General features: G+C 54.3%; 10 protein-coding genes and 1 tRNA gene (1 of these 11 cut by a window edge). 5 read left to right on the forward strand and 6 right to left on the reverse strand.

Annotation, left to right across the window (positions count from 1 at the left end; all coding sequences use genetic code 11):
• Positions 1–22: transfer RNA gene (locus MKJ04_RS13125), tRNA-Ala, on the reverse strand (it extends 152 nt beyond the left edge of the window).
• Positions 23–326: 304 nt separating this feature from the next.
• On the reverse strand, positions 327–3,587 hold the full coding sequence (locus MKJ04_RS13130) for a TonB-dependent receptor (protein WP_241642106.1): 3,261 nt from the start codon (positions 3,585–3,587) through the stop codon (positions 327–329).
• 732 nt (positions 3,588–4,319) lie between these two features.
• On the opposite strand from MKJ04_RS13130, the gene MKJ04_RS13135 reads away from it, so the two are divergent.
• Entirely contained in the window at positions 4,320–6,884 is a 2,565-nt protein-coding gene (locus MKJ04_RS13135; protein WP_241642107.1) for a TonB-dependent receptor, read from the forward strand.
• Positions 6,885–6,907: 23 nt separating this feature from the next.
• The gene (locus MKJ04_RS13140) at positions 6,908–8,074 is read left to right on the forward strand and encodes a hypothetical protein (RefSeq protein WP_241642108.1); all 1,167 of its coding nucleotides are present in this window, start codon (positions 6,908–6,910) and stop codon (positions 8,072–8,074) included.
• Positions 8,075–8,159: 85 nt separating this feature from the next.
• On the opposite strand, the gene MKJ04_RS13145 is transcribed toward MKJ04_RS13140, so the two are convergent.
• Together MKJ04_RS13145 and MKJ04_RS13150 are read right to left on the reverse strand one after the other, a co-directional pair.
• Complete coding sequence (locus MKJ04_RS13145) at positions 8,160–11,285, reverse strand: carboxypeptidase regulatory-like domain-containing protein (protein WP_241642109.1); 3,126 nt, start codon at positions 11,283–11,285, stop codon at positions 8,160–8,162.
• A 118-nt stretch (positions 11,286–11,403) separates the two neighbouring features.
• Positions 11,404–11,979, reverse strand: a complete 576-nt coding sequence (locus MKJ04_RS13150) for a C40 family peptidase (RefSeq protein ID WP_241642110.1) — start codon at positions 11,977–11,979, stop codon at positions 11,404–11,406.
• Positions 11,980–12,104: 125 nt separating this feature from the next.
• On the opposite strand from MKJ04_RS13150, the gene MKJ04_RS13155 reads away from it, so the two are divergent.
• Positions 12,105–13,508 (forward strand): FAD-binding oxidoreductase, encoded by a 1,404-nt coding sequence (locus MKJ04_RS13155; RefSeq protein WP_241642111.1) that lies wholly within the window; start codon positions 12,105–12,107, stop codon positions 13,506–13,508.
• A gap of 140 nt (positions 13,509–13,648) precedes the next feature.
• On the opposite strand, the gene MKJ04_RS13160 is transcribed toward MKJ04_RS13155, so the two are convergent.
• Positions 13,649–13,897, reverse strand: a complete 249-nt coding sequence (locus MKJ04_RS13160; RefSeq protein WP_241642112.1) for a hypothetical protein — start codon at positions 13,895–13,897, stop codon at positions 13,649–13,651.
• A gap of 13 nt (positions 13,898–13,910) precedes the next feature.
• The gene (locus tag MKJ04_RS13165; protein WP_241642113.1) at positions 13,911–14,735 is read right to left on the reverse strand and encodes an alpha/beta fold hydrolase; all 825 of its coding nucleotides are present in this window, start codon (positions 14,733–14,735) and stop codon (positions 13,911–13,913) included.
• Between the two features lie 229 nt (positions 14,736–14,964).
• Here MKJ04_RS13165 and asnB point away from each other — a divergent pair, with 229 nt between their 5' ends.
• A complete protein-coding gene (asnB, locus tag MKJ04_RS13170) occupies positions 14,965–16,869 on the forward strand; it encodes an asparagine synthase (glutamine-hydrolyzing) (RefSeq protein ID WP_241642114.1) in 1,905 nt (634 codons plus the stop codon).
• A gap of 91 nt (positions 16,870–16,960) precedes the next feature.
• Positions 16,961–18,310, forward strand: a complete 1,350-nt coding sequence (locus MKJ04_RS13175) for a UDP-glucose dehydrogenase family protein (RefSeq protein ID WP_241642115.1) — start codon at positions 16,961–16,963, stop codon at positions 18,308–18,310.
• The last annotated feature ends 2 nt before the right edge of the window (positions 18,311–18,312 follow it).

Raw genomic sequence — 18,312 nt, forward strand, 5'->3', positions numbered from 1 at the left:
TAGCCAGCTGAGCTAATCCCCCATGTGTTTTTTTCTGGCTTGTTTCAGCTTTCCTATCCGGTACGATGACCTTCCCGAAAGCCTTCGGGACGCTCTAGCCAGCTGAGCTAATCCCCCATGTGTTTTTTTCTGGCTTGTTTCAGCTTTCCTATCCGGTACGATGACCTTCCCGGAAGCCTTCGGGACGCTCTAGCCAGCTGAGCTAATCCCCTTGTGTGGCACAAAAATAGAACAATTATTTTAGATGCAAAACATCCGGCGCAAAATTTATTAAAAAGAAAAGGGGCAGCGTGTGCTGCCCCTTTTCTTTTTAAAGCGTGTGCCGCTTAGTTGAAGATATAACGCACACCAACCTGCGCTTTCCAGCGCGAAATGTCGCTGGTGTTGTCACGGAAAGTCTTTGAAAGTGGCGACTCAGTGCTTGCGTTCAGGTAAGGGAATGCCAGCTGTGGTTTGCCTGCTGCATCATAACCCTTAAATGCTAACAAGCTTGTTCTGTTCACAGACTGCACAATGCTCCAGTTTTTGTTGACCAGGTTACCTGCGTTGAAAATGTCGATGCTCAGTTGCAAGGTGTTTTTCTTAGAGCCTATGTTGGTGAACAGGTCCTGGAGTAAGCGCACATCCAGACGTGTGGTCATTGGGGTAGTGCCACCATTGCGCTCGGCATACTGCCCTCTTCTGGAACTCAGGTAATCATCCTGCCGGATGAAAGCATCTAACTGGTTCCAAATTTGGCCCGCATCACGGGTGTCGTTGGCATCGGCAGCAACAAGTGCAATTTCGCTTGCATCTCTAGGGACATAAATCAGGTCGTTAGAGGACTGTCCATCACCATTGATGTCGCCAGAGTATGTATAGGAGAACTGGTTGCCAGAAGAAATCTCGTAGAAGGCAGAGATAGAAGTGCCTAAGTGGCCCAGATACTCTCTTCTGTAAGAAAGGGCAAGGATTGCCCTGTGCTTGGTCAGAAAGTTAGAGTACGACACCACGTTCGCGTTCGGGTCGCCGGAAATTTGTCTGTCTCTCCAGATAGAGTTGGCAATGCTGCCACCGTCATTTACTGAACGTGCGTCAGAGTAGGTATAGGCTGCGCTTGCAAACAAACCGTTCGTGAAAGACTTCTGCAGTTGGCCAGTCAGGGTATAGGAGTAACCCTTGTTTGAGTTGTCCATTATAATCGCATCGCTTATGTTGGAGTTGATGCGGTTTTGGAACACTAACTTGCCTTTGTCATAAACCGGGACACCATCGGCGTCAAGCTTGTAATAGATAGGGCGATTGTCAGCGCCTTTGGCTGTGCCAGATGCGTTTGGCAGGTTCGCGTTTCTGTGGTAAACAGAGTTCACGTCTTTGGTGAGGATACCCTCTAAAGTGGCTACTAAACCAAACGGCAACTGCTTGTCAACGGCCAGGTTGCTTCTCCATACCTGCGGGAACTTAAAGTCGTTCGACGTAACGGCCAGATTGTAGCTGGCGGCGGCGCCTGCGTCCTGAGGTATATAGGCTGTCACATCAGAATTGAACGGACGATCGGTAGGGTTGTTCTGTGTGAAAGAGCCGAACAGCACACCGTTGTTTGATGCCTGGTTAGAAACCCATACAAACGGAACGCGGCCAGTGAAGATACCTGTACCACCACGCACCTGCGTGCTGGCATCACCTGTTACATCCCAGTTAAAGCCTACGCGAGGAGACCAGAGTATTCTGGTGTCAGGCATCTTGCTAACATCAATTTTCTCGCCGTTGCGGAACTCCATATCCTCTACGGCAGGGTTCTTCAGCAGCTCAGAGTTAAAGATGGGAATGTCTGCGCGTATGCCGCCTGTAAGCTTCAGGTTGTTCAGGACAGACCACTCATCCTGGGCATAGAAGCCAAGCTGCATGGCCTTGATGACAGCAAATGGGAACGCGCCGCCTTCTACCGCTGAGTACTGTAACTGGTATTGCTTTGCATTAGACACGCCGTTGTTCGCACTTTCATAAAAATCATCGAGCGAGGCAAAACGATAGCGGCCGTAGTAGTTCGGGGCGAAACCGTTCACGAATCTGTAGGCCTCATTTGCAGTGCCCAGCGTCACAACGTGCTTCCCAGCAAAGATAGAGAAGTTGTCGCTAAACTGGTATACATCAGAGTCTAGCCTGTTGTTGGCAGAGAAAGGCTCGTAACCAAAGGCAGTGTAGCTGGAGCCATTGCCGTTCTCGATGTCAACCAAAGGGAAAATACCGCCGCTGCTCTCGCGGAAATCACGGAATCCGGTATACCCAACGATCATGTTGTTGGCAAATTTGCTGCCGAGGCGGCTGTTTAACTCTGCTATATACGAGTTAAGGTTGTTGTTGATGATATAGAACGAAGACTTGAAAGGAAGCCCGGTTATGCTTGGCTGACGGCCATCTCCTGGGGCTCCGCTATTAGAAGCCGGGATATCTTTCCAGGACTTGAGGTAGTTGTACTTGAAAGAGAAAGTGTGGTTCTTGTTGATGTTCCAGTCCAGTTTGGTGTTTACCTTGTTGTTGTAGGTCTCCATGTTGTAACCCTCGTAAGGGCCGGTCTCATAGCCAAACTTGTCTTTGAGGAACTTGCTCAGCTCATCGAGTTGAGCGGCCTCAGCGTTTGAAACGTTTGAGCCAGACACGCCCGGGCGGCTTGCGATGAAGCTGGAGCCTGGGGCAGACTGTCTTTCCTGCTCATAATTCACAAAGAAGAACAACTTGTCTTTCACGATAGGGCCGCCGATACGGGCACCGCGCTGTGATAGCGTGAACTCCTGCTTTGGTACTCTCGTGTCGCCAACGTTACGGCCAACGAAGTCTTCGTTACGGCCAAACATGTAAATAGAGCCTTTAAACTCGTTAGTGCCGCTGCGCGTCACGGCGTTGATGCCAGCACCAGTAAAGCCACCCTGCCGCACATCATAAGGAGCCAGGTTTACCTGGATCTGCTCAATGGCATCAAGTGAAATCGGCTGGGCACCTGTCTGTGAACCAACGTTTGCCTGCAGGCCAAACGAGTTGTTGAAAAGGGCACCGTCGATCGTGGTGTTGTTGTAACCTGAACTGCGTCCGCCGAAGGAGTTGCCATTAGCTTGTGGCGTAAGGCGCGTGTAGTCCTGAAGGCTACGGCTCAGTGTAGGCAGTTTCTCAATCTGATCGCGCGAAACGTTGGTGGCAGCACCTGTACGGTCAGCGTTGATCACATTGTCTTTTCTACTTACTACTTCAACCTCGCTTAAGTTAACATTGCCTGATGTGAAGCGAATGTCGAGGGTAAGGTTTTGGCCCAGCTTCAGCGTGATGTTATCGAAGCGTTGCTCCTGATACCCAACGTAGCTGGTTTTAACGGTGTATGGCCCACCCACGCGCATGTTCTGGAAGTTATAACGGCCATCTGCGTTAGTTCCCGCCACATACTGGGTGTTAGTAGGAGTATGTACCGCAATCACGGTGGCTCCCGGAAGCGCTTCTCCGCTTTCGTCGGTAATCCTGCCGTTCATGGCGGAAGTGGTGCTTCCTTGTGCCCAGCTATACTGAGTGGTCAGTAGCATTGCCAGAACAAGACACAATGTACTATAAAACTTTTTCATAAAGGGGTTGGTTGATTTTGCCCGCAAAAGTATGCCGCTATTTCCTATTTCCAAGCACTCTGAAATTATTTATTTGTTACCAAAAGGCGAGTATTCGGGTATGCAAATTAAAGTTCAACCATTATTTAGGAAAGGTGCCGCTACGGACTGAGGATCTACAGCTTAAGCAACCCCTAAGGCAGTCGGACCAATAGGGCATATATGGTATGATTTTAATATAGCATGCTCCCCCCGGAAGCATGGGAGGCAACGCGTAAGAACCGTTTTTTATACCCCAAACCAATAGCGGTGCTTCAGGCCGGGCACGGCAGAATCGGAACGGAAAAAGGCGGTAGCGCATCTGCACTACAGAAACAGGCGCTACGGTGTCTGTTTATTCGGAATAAGGAAAGCAAAAGCCTTTTATATAAAGCAGGTGTATGAGTAAAATGCAAAAACCAAAATAGAGTGAGTGAGTGATGACATTCATTTTTCGGGGAAAATTATTGGTCCGGATAAAATTTATTCAATACTGTGCCCTGAGTACGATTTTTAATAATCAAAACCAAAATTATCAACTAGATATATTTTATATCACTTTTTATTGTTTATATATTTACTTATTTATAATCAAGGTTAACAAAATGTTAATTTGTTAAATAATCAAAACAGAAGACTTATCTTTGCCCGCAATCAGAGAAACCATAACATCCTATACATCAATTATCCTATCTCACAACCAAATCTAGCTAAATGAAAAAGTGTTTACTTTTTGTCTTTGCACTCGTGATATCTTCCGCGAATGCAGTAGGTGCTTTTGCTCAGGGAACGGTGACCGGTAAAATTGTTGACGCAACAACAAAAGAGCCACTGCCCGGAGCAACAGTGATCCTGAAAGGAACAGAGCGCGCTGTTCCGGCGTCATTGGACGGCTCGTTCCAGATCAAGATAGACGACCCGAACGCGGCTATTCTGGTGAACTTTGTTGGTTATCTGCAAAAGGAGGTTGCGCTTGGCAACGTGAACGGCAACAAGAACCTGGGGGCTATCCTTATGGAGTCTAACGTGACGTCGATTAACGAGGTGTTGATTACGGCCAACTCTTACGCCATCGATCGCGAGACGCCGGTTGCCATGTCTACTATCAGCAGCGAGATCATCTCAGAGAAAGCCTCTAACCAGGAATTCCCGGAGCTTTTGAAGGGTACGCCAGGGGTATATGCCACAAAGCAGGGTGGCGGTTTTGGAGACTCCCGCATTAACCTGCGTGGTTTCCAGAGCGAGAACGTGGCCGTGATGATCAACGGCGTGCCGGTGAACGACATGGAGAACGGACGCGTGTACTGGTCTAACTGGGCCGGTCTGACGGATGTTACCAAGTCGATGCAGGTGCAGCGCGGTCTGGGTGCCTCTAAAGTAGCGGTGCCCTCTATCGGTGGCACCATCAACATCATCACCAAAACAACGGATGCCACGAAAGGCGGTTCCCTGTTCTACGGCATCGGTAATAACGGTTACAACAAGCTGGGCTTCTCATTTGCCACTGGCTTATCAGAGAACGGCTGGGCATTTGCCGCTTCCGGCTCTAAAACAGAAGGTAACGGTTGGGCCGAGGGATTGCAGTTTGAGGGGTATAACTACTTCTTCAACATCTCGAAGCTGATCAACGACAAACACACGATTTCCCTGACTGGTTTCGGCGCGCCGCAATACCACGGGCAACGCCAGAGCCGCAAGTATATCCAGGAGTATAGAAACGCGCCCCAAGGCCTGCGTTGGAACCCTGACTGGGGCGTGAAAGACGGTGAGGTGGTAAACGTAGAGGATAACTTCTACCACAAGCCGCAGATCTCCCTGAACCACTACTGGACAATCGATGCGTCTTCTTTCCTTTCAACTGCTGTGTATGTGTCTAAGGGCACAGGCGGTGGCGGCGGCATCACTACAGACCGTTCCCTAAACGTGGACACGATCAGAACAGGCGATATGTACTCTCCTTATGACCTGGACCAGGTAGTTGACATCAACGGAAACTCCGTGGACGGCCATGCAAGAGCATACCAGTATGCTTCGCGCAACGACCATACCTGGGTAGGAGCCCTTTCTACTTACCAGAAGAGCCTAAACGCTAACTTCAACATTTTGGGTGGCGCTGACCTGCGTTATTACAAGGGGATGCACTTCAGAGAAGTATATGACCTGCTTGGTGCGGATTACGTGCTGGACAACTCAAACGTGAACAACCCGAACAACAAAGCGCGTGTGGGCGACAAGATCAGCTACAACAACGACGGCGTGGTGCTTTGGGAGGGCGGCTTCCTGCAGGGCGAATACACAGACGGAACGCTTTCTGCTTTCGTTTCCCTGGCAGCCTCCAACACATCTTACAAGCGTATCGACTACTTCCAGTATACGGAAGGAAACCAGGAGACAGATTTCCAGAACTTCTTCGGATACCAGGTAAAGGGCGGTGCTAACTACAACCTGACGGAGAACCACAATGTGTTCGCCAACCTCGGTTACTTCGAGAAAGCACCTTTCTTCGATGCTGTTTTTCTGAACAACGAGAATATCATCAACAAAGACGCTGTAAACGAGAAGATCCTGAGCTACGAGCTGGGTTACGGTTTCAGAAGCCCAACCCTGAGCGGTAACATTAACCTGTACCGCACTGCCTGGAACGACCGATCGTTCACAAGAGCCATCACGGGCCAGAGCGGCGAGCTTTTCTTCGCCAACCTGTTGGGTGTGGATGCCCTGCACCAGGGTGTTGAGCTGGACTTCACGTACCAGCCAACCTCCAAACTGAACATCAGGGGTATGGCCTCTGTGGGCGACTGGACATGGCGCAATAACATCGACGAGGTGACTGTATTCAACGAAGACAGAACGCAGTCAGAGACTTTCGGCCCGATGTACATGAAAGGCCTGAAAGTGGGTGACGCTGCCCAGACAACGGCTGCCCTCGGTGCCACCTACAAAGTGTTAGACGACCTGAAAGTGGGTGTGGATTACAATTACTACACAGACTTCTTCGCCCAGTTCGACCCAACTACACTCAGAGACCCAGGTATCGAGGTATGGGAAGTGCCTTCTTACTCGCTGCTTGACCTGAACGCTGTGTTCAAGTTTAAGGTGGCTGGTCTGAAAACCTCACTTTATGCCAATGTAAACAATGTGCTGGACGTGGAGTACATCTCTGATGCCCAGAACGGAGACACAGGCCTGGACGAAGACAAGAACGGCGACGCACTTGGCTCAACCGTGTTCTTCGGAACGGGCAGAACCTGGACAACTGGCCTGAAAATCAATTTCTAAAAAAGTAGAAAAAGCGAAGCAACATGAAAAAGCATTTATATATAGTAGCCTCTTTCGTAGCCCTGTTGTTCACAGCCTGCGACCCGATGGAAGAGGTATATGACGAGCTGGACGAGCAAGCGGCTTACTCCAAAGACATCGCCGTGACCTTGACAGCCGACCAGTACGAGGCGGTGGAGGATGCCGACGGCGTGCCCGCTTATGTGTGGGAAGACAATTATTTCGCTTCTGAGGAAGAGGCCGCCGGGATCATCCCGATGATCCTGAACGAGAGCTACCCGCAGCTGGAGAGGGGCAGCATTGCCCAGGTGACGTACAACAAGCTGGTGGTGCCGTTCTCCAACACCTTCGTGAAAACCTTCTCCGAGTACACCGTAACAGAAGGCGACTACGACGCGCTGGGCTTCGCCTTTGGTAACTTCAGCAAATACAGCGAGATCGTGGCCTTCCTGGAGTACAGATACCCGGATGTGGCGGAGAAAGACCTGGTTGAGCTGACGTATACCTGGTACAACGGCTCTGCCAATCCATCTACCTATGAGGTAACGGATCGCTTCTTCTACATCAACGGCAACTGGGAAGATGCTTATTTGGTGTCGCAGGCTGATTATGAGTCTGTAAACCACACCAACTACACTTTCTCTTCTTCGGACGGCGATAACTTCCCGCTATACCTGGATAAGTTTTTGAGAGCGAACATCCTGGGCGCAACCGCCGGCGACGTGCAATATGTGAGCTACGCCTACTACAGCAGCTCCAGCAAAACCACCTCACAGCGCGTCACCGCCATGCTATATGACGGCACGCGCTGGATTAAGCTGGACGATAACGTGACTGCCAATGCCACCATACAGTTCAAGAAAGAGGCAAACGGCACCTGGAAGCCGGACCTGAGCATCAAGTATACGCTGACCGGGGCTGATTATGGCTTCATCGGTAATGCCGCCAACGGTTTTGGCACATCCGCCAGCCGAGACAACCTGAACGCGTTTGGCAACATCAACACCTCCAGCTGGTCAGACGAGGCGATCGTGCAGGCTTTAGCCGCGGTGCTGAAAATGCGCTTCCCGGATGTAGAAGCAGGCCAGAAGATAGCTGTGACCTACGACACCTACCCGGCTGGCTTGCTGCAGAAAACCTTTGTGATGCGGGAAACCGGGGAGTTCACCGAGGCGCAGGAAGGCGAGTAGCGTTCCCGATACCCGATACCCCATACTAGCGAAGCCTCCCGGCATACCGGGAGGCTTCGCTGTTTTTAAGGCTGACCTGATGGGCTTACTCAAAGAGGTAACGGATACCCACCTGCCCCTGCCACCGGGAGTCGAACTGGGAGATGTTGTAGGCCGCGCTGTTTGGGTTGAACGTGAAGGTGGGTTGCCCGGCATCGTTTAGGCCCGCGAAGCGGATGATCTCGTTGGCCGAGTTACTGACAAAATACTGTCGCCCCCACGCTTTGTTCAGGAGGTTCCCCACATTAAAAATATCGAAGGTAAGCTGCAGCGTGTGCTTTTTCTCTGCCGCCGTAACGATGTAAAAGTTCTGAAGCAGCCGCACATCAAACTGGTGGGTCCAGGGCATGCGCGCACCGTGCCGCTCCGCATACTGCCCCCGCCGCCCGCTAAGGTAGTCATCCGAGGCGATAAAGGCGTCCAGCGCCGCCCACTGCGCATCGGGTGTGAAGGTGGTGCTACCCGAGGTAAAGGGCACCAGGTTTATTTCGGCCTGCGAGCGGGGCACGTAGAGCAGGTCGTTGCTGCGGTTGCCGTCGCTGTTCAGGTCCTGGGCATACAGGTAGGTGAAGGGCAGCCCCGACTGGCCCTGGTAAAACAGCGACACGCTGGTTGAGAAATTGTTGGCGTACGCGAAGGTATACCCGCCCGACCCAATGATGCGGTGGCGTATGTCGAAGCGCGAGAAGCTCAGGGACGGGTTGTTGGGGTCGTTCACCACCTGGTTAAACTCCCAGTTGGAGAGGGCCGTGGAGCTGGTGCCGGAGTTCACGTCTTTGGACTTGCCATAGGTATAGGCCAGCTTGGTTTGCAGCCCGTTCAGGAAATCCTTCTTCAGCTCGCCCGTTAGGCTATAGCGGTAGCCCCTGTCTGTGTTGTCGAGGAGGATGACGTTGGTATAGTCCGGGTTGATGCGCCGGTTGTTTGTGACGGAGGGGTATACCTCCCGCGTGTCTGGCTCTGGCAGGTTGCCGGTGGGGGCCACCAGGTTCAGGTTCCGGTATACCACGTCGTTCAGGGTTTTGGAGTAGATCCCCTCCACGGTGGCCGTTACGTCGCCGGGCAGGGTATAGTCCAGGGCCAGGTTGCTGCGCCATACCTGCGGCAGTTTAAAGTCCTTGTCCACCACGTTCACCTCCACGGTGGTGTTGCTGGCCCCGGCGTTGCGCTGCTGGTCTACGTCTGTGATAAACGCAGTGGGGTTGTTCTGAAACACGGTGCCGAAAATGGTGCCCGTGTTTGTGAACTGGTTGGAGAGCCAGACAAAGGGAACGCGGCCCGTAAAGACGCCCGTCCCGCCGCGCAGTTGCAGGGAGCGGTCGTCGGTGGGGGTATAGTTAAAGCCGAAGCGCGGGGCCCAGAGCACGTTTCCGCCAGGGGTGCGGTCTGTTCTGATAGAGGGGTACAGGCTCCCGAAGTCTTGCTCGAACTGCAGGTTGCGAGGCGGCTCATCCGGGAAAACGGGTATGTCGATGCGCAGGCCGAGCGTGAAGCGCAGTTGCTCTGAGAGGGAGTACTCATCCTGCACATAAAAGCCGAGCTGCATGGCGTTGAACTCGGCGGCAGGCCTGGGGTCGTCGCTCAGCGAGTAGGTGGCCTGCACCCGCGAGGGCTTCCCGGCATAAAAATCATCCAGGCTGTTAAAGTCCCAGCGGCCGTTGAAGTTGTTGATGAACAGGTTCCGGAACTTGAAAAACTCGTTGTGGGTGCCGACCGTGAAGTTGTGGCGACCCATGATGTAGCTGAAATTGTCGGTAATCTCGAAGAGGTCTTGGTCCAGCTCGTTGGCGGTGGAAGAGCGCTGCGCCCCAAACTCAAACGTGCCGATCGGGTCGGCGATGGTGACCTGCGGAAAGAGCGCGCCCACATGCGCGCGCCGGTCCCGGATGCGGGAGTACCCCAGGATCAGCTTGTTGGAGAACTCGTTGCCAAAGCGGCTGTTAAGCTCCAGCACCGAGCTGTTGGTGGTGCTGGTGAACTGGTAAGCGTTGTTGCCAAACCTAACGAAGCTGCGGCTCCTGCTGAAATCGTCCTGGTAGGCGTCCACCACGTTGTGGCGGACGGTCAGCTGGTGGTTGTCGCTAATGTTCACGTCCAGCCTCCCGAAAAACTTGTCGCTGTTGGTCTCCCGGTCGAAAGTCCCCAACGAGCCCACGTCATACCCATACGTCTGCTGCACGAAGCTAGCCAACTGCTGCGCCGCGCCCAGCGGTATCTGCGACTCGGCCGAGCCGGGCGCAAACCGGACGGGCTCTGTGATGCGGGTCGCGTCGTAGTTGAAGAAGAAGAACACCTTGTCGCGCAGGACAGGGCCGCCCACCCGCACGCCATACTGGTAGTTGTTGAACTCGTCGGCCCGCAGGCGCGGGCCTTCCACGGCCTTGCCAATGGTTTTCTCGTTGCGGCCAAACACGTAGGCCGACCCCGTAAAGCTGTTGGAGCCGGAGCGGGTAACGGCGTTTATACCGCCGCCCGTAAAGTTTCCCAGCTTCACGTCGTAGGGGGCCACCACCACCTGTATCTGCTCAATGGCGTCGAGGGAGATGGGCTGCGTACCCGCCTGCCCGCCCGGGGTGCCGCTTCCGGCAAGCCCGAACACGTCGTTGTTCACGGCCCCGTCGATGGTGATGTTGTTGTAGCGGTTGTTGGAGCCGGCAATGGAGTTGCCCGACGCCTGCGGGGTGAGGCGGGTGAAGTCCTGGAGGCTGCGGCTAAGCGTGGGCAGGTTCTCCAGTTGCTCCCGCGACACGTTGGTGGCGGCACCGGTCCGTTCCTGGTTAAAAACCTCGTGCTTCTCGCCGATCACCTGCACCTCGCTCAGCTGGCGGCTGCCCTCGGCAAGCACAAGGTCGATGCGGGCAGTCTGGCCCAGGCTCAGCATCACGCCGCTCGTGGCCTGCTCCTGGTAACCGACGTAGGAAGACCGGACGGTATAAGGGCCGCCCACCCGCATGTTCTGGATCGTGTAGCGGCCCTCGGCGTCTGTGCCTGCCACATACTGCGTGTTAGTGGGCGTGTGCACGGCTATCACGGTGGCACCGGGCAGCGTGGCGCCGCTTTGGTCTTTTACAGTGCCAATGAGCGAGGCCGTGGTGGCCCCCTGTGCCCATACCGTTTGCACCGCAAGGCACAGGGCCACGCAAAGGAATAGTTTTTTGTAGAAAAATCTCATAGCTCCTAATAACTAGTTGAACAGCAATTGTTTACTTAGTTATTAAGTACGTGGGCAGATTATGCCGGGATCACGCTTTGCCTGAAATTAACAGAACCGCAACAGGCAGCGCCGCAGGCTAAAACACGGGTGGCCTGACGGCTTTGATGAAGATTTTCTGGTAATGGTCGGCGTATAAGTTAGCCTCGATCACGCCCAGCGAAGAGGAGGCATGTATAAACCGCACGTCTTCTTTGCCGTTCACCTCGGTTACCATACCCACGTGCGTGATGTTGTTGCTGAACCTGTTGGCCCCGAAAAACACGAGGTCACCCTCCTTGATATCCTTTGGCCGTACCTTTTTGCCATAATCGCCCTGCTCGTCGGAGGTGCGGGGCAGGTTCACGTTGATGCTCTGGAAGGAGGTGCACAGCAGGCCGGAGCAGTCCATACCCACGCGTGTGGTGCCGCCCCATTTATACGGCACGCCGGTGTATGAGCGGGCCGCCTCAATCACGGTGGCCACATCCCGATCAAGGTTCTTGCTCGACCGGACACGGGTACGGCTGGTGCGGTCTTTGGAGGCAGAGGCAACGCTCTTCCCGCCCGTGCCAGACCGGCCCCCCTGGCGCTTCTCCGCCGCTATCTCCCTGGCTGATTTATACTGCTCGCCACGTTTGCTGAACACCGGCTGCGAGGATTGGCAGGAAGCCATCAGAAACATTAAAAATGTAATGAGGGCAGCAGTAGTAAAATGTGTTTTCAAAGCGTATTTTAGCATGCGTAAAGTAACCTTTTGTAACGGAGGGCTAAAATACAGAGAAGCCGCCCCTTTTAAAAATGAAATTCAACCCAATCTCTTTAGAAGCCCTCAAAGCCCTCTCTGCCATGGTAGGGCCGGAGCATGTGGTGCTGCCCGCCGCCACTGCCGACATGCTGCGCTATACCCACGACGAGACCGAGGACCTGCGCTTCGAGCCGGAGGTGGTGCTCAAACCTGCTAACGCCACAGAGATCGGCCTTATTATGAAGTTTTGTCACGAAAACTTTATCCCCGTGACCCCACGCGGCGCAGGCACGGGGCTGAGCGGCGGGGCGCTGGCCCTGCACAAAGGCGTGATCCTGTCTACGGAGCGGCTGAACAGGATCCTTGACATCGACGAGCGCAATCTGCAGGCCACCGTGGAGCCGGGCGTGATCACGCAGGTGTTTCAGGAGGCGGTGATCGCGCGCGGGCTCTATTATCCGCCTGACCCCTCCAGCCGGGGAAGCTGCTTTCTGGGGGGCAACCTGAGCCAGTCGAGCGGCGGGCCGCGGGCCGTGAAGTATGGGGTAACCAAAGACTACGTGCTGAACATGGAGGTAGTGCTGCCGACCGGGGAGATCACCTGGACCGGAGCCAACGTCCTGAAAAACGCCACCGGCTATAACCTGACGCAACTGATGATCGGGAGCGAGGGCACGCTGGGCATCATCACCAGAATCGTGTTCAGGCTCATCCCATACCCTCCGCAGAACCTGGTGCTGCTTGTGCCCTTCCGTAAAGAGGAGGAAGCCTGTGCGGCCGTGTCCAAAATCTTCATGGCGGGGCTGGTGCCCTCTGCGCTGGAGTTTATGGAGCGCGAGGCCATCGAGTGGGCCGACCGTTACCTCAATTTCACCATAGCCCGGCCCGCCGACGAGCGGGCCCACCTGCTGATCGAGCTGGACGGCAATGAGATGGAGCAGCTCTATAAGGATGCCGAGCGGCTATATGCGGTGCTGGAGCAGTTTGACGTGGGCGACATACTGGTGGCAGACACTGAAAAGCAGAAAAACGACCTGTGGCAACTCCGCCGCAATGTGGCGCACGCCGTTAAAGCAAACTCTATCTATAAGGAGGAAGACACGGTGGTGCCGCGCGCGGAGCTCCCTGCGCTGCTAAAGGGCGTGAAGGAGATCGGGGCAAGGTATAACTTTAAATCCGTGTGCTACGGCCACGCCGGCGACGGAAACCTGCATATGAACATCGTGAAGGCAGGTATGAGCGATGAGGACTGGAACAACAAGCTACAGGAAGGCATCCGGGAGATTTTCGACCTCTGCGTGCGCCTGGGCGGCACCATATCCGGCGAGCACGGCATCGGTCTGGTGCAGCGCCCCTACATTGGCATCGCGCTGAACGAGGTGCAATTGCGGCTGATGCGCGGCATCAAAAACCTCTTCGACCCGCACGGCATCCTGAACCCCGGCAAGATATTTTAAGCGCACCGACAATTTTCGCTCCCGAAAGATGAGTGTTAAACATGCCCGGATACAGAAATGGCGCAGAAGGATTTCCTGCGCCATTTCTGTATAAGTATGTATAAGTATAAAGATGTTGGCTGGGAGCCAGGGGTATGGGTTTACTCCGGCTTGTCGCTCAGTTCGCCCGGCATGCTCTCTGCCAGCTTGCATTCCAAGTCCCGCAGGTTCATCCACGACTGCATCAGGTTCAGGTGCGACTCGTTCAGCGGCGCGTGGTGGGAGTTATCGGTATAGGTTTCCTGCTTTGGGCTGGCTATTGAAAAGAGCAGGTCCTGCGGTTGGTTGATTTTTTCGGTTGACGGATGCGCCTGTAAGATCGCCTCCTGCAATGATTTGTTGGTTTCCATATGATTGATGGGTTTAATGGTGATGTACTAGCTCTCTCTTTTTACTTTCCTCCTGCACAAAATTGCTCACGTAGTTGGCTATTTCCTCGGCGCTCTCCTCCTGCAGAAAGTGTCCGCAGCCCTCAAAGGGAATCACGTACGACTCATGGAAAAACTTTTTCCAGCTCAGCAGCGCTCCCTTCTGGATTAGCTTGTCGCGCTCTCCCCAGAGGATCAGGGTTGGGATGTCCTGGATTTTCTGGCGGCCTTTCCAGAGTTCTTCGTACCAGCGCGTGATGCCAACCAACTCGCGGGCAAAGGATAGCGTGCTCACGTTGTCGTTGGGGCTGCCCAGGGCGTTCACGTAGTGCTGCCGGATTTGCTCCGGCATTTTTTCCTTGCCCTCAAACAGCTCGTCGATCAGGGTATGCGTCGGCACATTGAGCTTGGAGTGCAGGAACTTGCCCAGTGGCCCCACCAGGTACTTGCTGGTGCCGCTAAGGGTCTGGTGCTTCGACAGCGACCAGGTCCAGGAGTTGAGCATCACGATTTTGCTCACCTTCTCAGGGTGCCTGATGGCATAGGCAAAACCGATAGGCGCCCCAAAGTCGTGGACCAGCAGCGTGATGTCCTTCAGTTTCAGGTGCTCCATCAGCTGCTCGAAGTTGGCGGCGTGGGCCCGCGGCTTGTAGCTCCAGTCCTTGGGTTTGTCAGACAGGCCAAAGCCCAGCATGTCCATGGCAATGCAGCGGTATTTCTTGCGCAGTATCTTAATCAGGTTGCGGTACAGAAATGACCAGACGGGGGTGCCGTGTACCATCACAATGGGCGGGCCCTCTCCCTCGTCTACGTAATGCATTCTGCCCGCCTCTAATTGTAAATATTTGGATTCAAAAGGATACTCCTTCCTATCCAGCCACTCTGGTTCCATATAAAAAATGTAGGGTGTTTGGTCTTGGTTCTATACCTTTTATACGGTGTCGGGTTGTGAGGCAGTGCAAAAAAAGAAGCCCGGGAGGTATAAAATTTAGTTGCCATGGCAGATGGGCGGGCTAGGGTTTAAAATATGGCTATATTTACGCTTGCGTATGTGTGGGATAACAGGAGTTTTTGCGTTTACCGAAGCTGGCCGCAACGCGCAGGGGCGGCTCCCGGGCGCCGTGGCCGCGCTGCACCACCGGGGCCCCGACGCGGAAGGGGTATACGTGCACGGCCCCGTGGCGCTGGGCCACCGTCGGCTCGCCCTGATTGCGCCCTCGCCCGCCGCACACCAGCCATTCACGAGCAGCGACGGCCGCTATACCCTTGTTTTCAACGGCGAGATTTTTAACTACGGCAAGCTGCGGAAAGAGCTGGAAGCCAGGGGCGCCTGCTTTCGCACCAACTCCGACACCGAGGTGCTGCTGCACCTGTATGCGCGCGAGCGGCAGGAATGCCTAAAAAAGCTGACAGGTTTTTTCGCGCTGGCCATCTACGACGCCGTGGAGGAAAGCCTGTTCCTGGCCCGCGACCGCTACGGCGAAAAACCCCTGCTCTATTACAAAAGCGCCGACCATTTCCTGTTCGGCTCCGAGATGGCGGCCCTGCTGCAACTCGGCGTGCCGCGCGAGGTGGATTATACCTCCCTTTACCAGTACCTGCAGCTCACCTACGTGCCCGCCCCCGCCAGCATGCTCAAAAATGTGAAGAAGCTCCTGCCGGGCCAAGCCTTAATCATACAGCGCAACCGGGTGCAGGAGCACACCTGGTACCGACTCCCCTTCGACGGGGAAAAGGCCGCCCAGAACCCCCTGACCTATACCCAGCAGCAGGCCAAGCTCCGGAAACTGCTGCAGCAGGCCGTGTCGGACAGGCTGGTGGCCGATGTGCCGGTGGGGGCTTTCCTCAGCGGTGGCCTCGACTCGTCGGTGGTGGTGGCGCTGGCCGCGCAGCAGGTCCCGAGGCTGAAGACCTATGCCGTCGGTTTCCCGGAGCAGCCTCTTTTTGATGAGACCCGCTACGCACGGCTGGTGGCAACGCAGTACGACACAGATCATACCGAACTCCGCCTGTCTACTTACGACCTCTACAAAAGCCTCTCCGGGATGCTGGACAGCCTGAGCGAGCCCTTTGCAGACTCCTCGGCGCTGGCCGTGTACGCCCTGAGCAAGCACGTGGGGCAGGAGATGAAGGCCGTGCTGAGCGGCGATGGGGCCGATGAGCTTTTCGCAGGGTATAACAAGCACCGCGCTGAGTATTTGGCCCAGTCGGGCGGTATGGCGGCAGGGGCAGTCAGGCAGCTGAAGTTTTTATGGGATGCCCTGCCCAAGGCGCGTAACTCTTTTGCCGCAAACAAAGTAAGGCAACTGCAACGTTTTGCGGCAGGGGCGTCCATGGCCCCGGCAGCGCGCTACTGGTTCTGGGCCACGTGGCAGCAGGAAACGGATGCCCTGGCGCTTTTGGCTCCCCAGCACAGAGCTTCTGCACAGAGCAGGTTATGCCGAGCCCGAAAAAACAGGTTATTGGATTGTGTTGATAAAAACTTTTATAATATTAATAACGTACTTTGTGCGGACTGGCAATTGGTGCTCGCAAACGACATGCTCCCGAAGATCGACCTGATGGGAATGGCCAATGGCCTGGAGATCCGCAGCCCCTACCTGGACCATCGGCTGGTGAAGTTTGCATTCTCCTTGCCCGGCACTTCCAAGATTGATGGGAAGCAGCAGAAAAAGCTGATGCGGGACACCTTTCAGGAACTGCTTCCGCCTGCGTTGCACGGGAGGCCAAAGCAGGGCTTTGAGATTCCGCTGCGCTCCTTCTTGCAAACAGAGGGTAAATGCCTGGTGAATGAGCTGCTTTCGGACAGGTATGTGGCGGCGCAGGGGATTTTTGACGTGCAGCATACCCAGCGTATCCGCAGGCAATTGTATGCGGAGAATGCGGCCCCGGTTGAGAGCACAGCCTGGACGCTGCTGGTGTTCCAGCACTGGTGGCAGCGGTATATGAGTTGAAATAGGAAATTTTTAAGTTAATACACTTCGTAGGTATACTTTTTTAAGAGAATAGAATTATATTTGTCGCTATATTAAGATTTAACTAATTATGAGAATCGCTGTAGTTGGTACTGGTTATGTGGGCCTGGTGACAGGAACATGCTTTGCAGAGGTAGGTATTGATGTAACCTGCATTGATATTGACCTGAAGAAAATTGAAAACCTGAAAAAAGGTATCCTGCCCATATATGAGCCAGGCCTGGAGGAGATGGTTGTTCGCAACACGCAGAAAGAACGCCTTTCTTTTTCCAACGAGTTAGCGCCTAGCATACAGGGCTGCGACGTTGCCTTTATTGCGGTGGGCACACCTCCCGGAGAAGACGGAAGCGCTGACCTGAAGTATGTGCTGGCAGTGGCCAGAAGCATCGGGCAGCACATGAACGACTACATTGTGGTTGTGACAAAGAGCACCGTTCCGGTTGGGACAGCCATCAAAGTGCGCGCCGCCATTGCTGAGGAACTGGAAGCCCGCGGCGTGAACATCCCGTTTGACGTGGCATCTAACCCCGAGTTCCTGAAAGAGGGAGCCGCCATCGAGGACTTCCTGAAGCCAGACCGCATTGTGGTGGGCGTATCGTCTGAGAGGGCGCAGGAAGCCATGCAGAAGCTCTACAAGCCCTTCCTGATGAACGGCCACCCGCTGATTTTCATGGATATCCCTTCCGCCGAAATGACCAAGTATGCCGCTAACGCCATGCTGGCCACCAAGATCAGCTTCATGAACGACATCGCGAACCTTTGCGAGATCATGGGCGCAGACGTGAACATGGTGCGCAAGGGCATCGGAAGCGACGTGCGCATCGGCAACAAGTTCATATACCCGGGCATCGGATACGGAGGCTCCTGCTTCCCGAAAGACGTAAAAGCCCTGATCAAGACAGCCTCTGAGAACGGCTACGACATGAAGGTGCTCAAGTCGGTGGAGGATGTGAACGAGAACCAGAAATCGGTGCTTTTCAATAAAATCTATACCCATTTCGGCGGAGAGCTGGCTGGGAAGACATTCGCCATCTGGGGTCTCTCTTTCAAGCCTAAGACAGACGACATGCGTGAGGCGCCTTCGCTGGTGATCATCCAAAAGCTGCTGGAGCAGGGTGCCAAGGTACGTGCCTACGATCCGGTTGCCATGAAAGAGGCCGCACACACGCTGGGCGATTCCATCGAATACGGCAAAGACGAGTACGAGGCGCTGATCGACGCAGACGCGCTCCTGCTCGTGACGGAGTGGCCTGAGTTCCGCTCGCCCAACTTCAACGTGGTGAGCAAACTGATGAAAGACAAAGTAATATTCGACGGCAGGAACATATATGATGCTGTGGATATGAGAGAGAAAGGCTTTACCTACTTTGGTATTGGCCTAAAGCAGCAGGTACCACAGCCGTTAAACACTTCTGTATAAAA

Origin of the sequence: Pontibacter sp. E15-1 (assembly GCF_022601975.1) — a bacterium.
GTDB lineage: Bacteria > Bacteroidota > Bacteroidia > Cytophagales > Hymenobacteraceae > Pontibacter.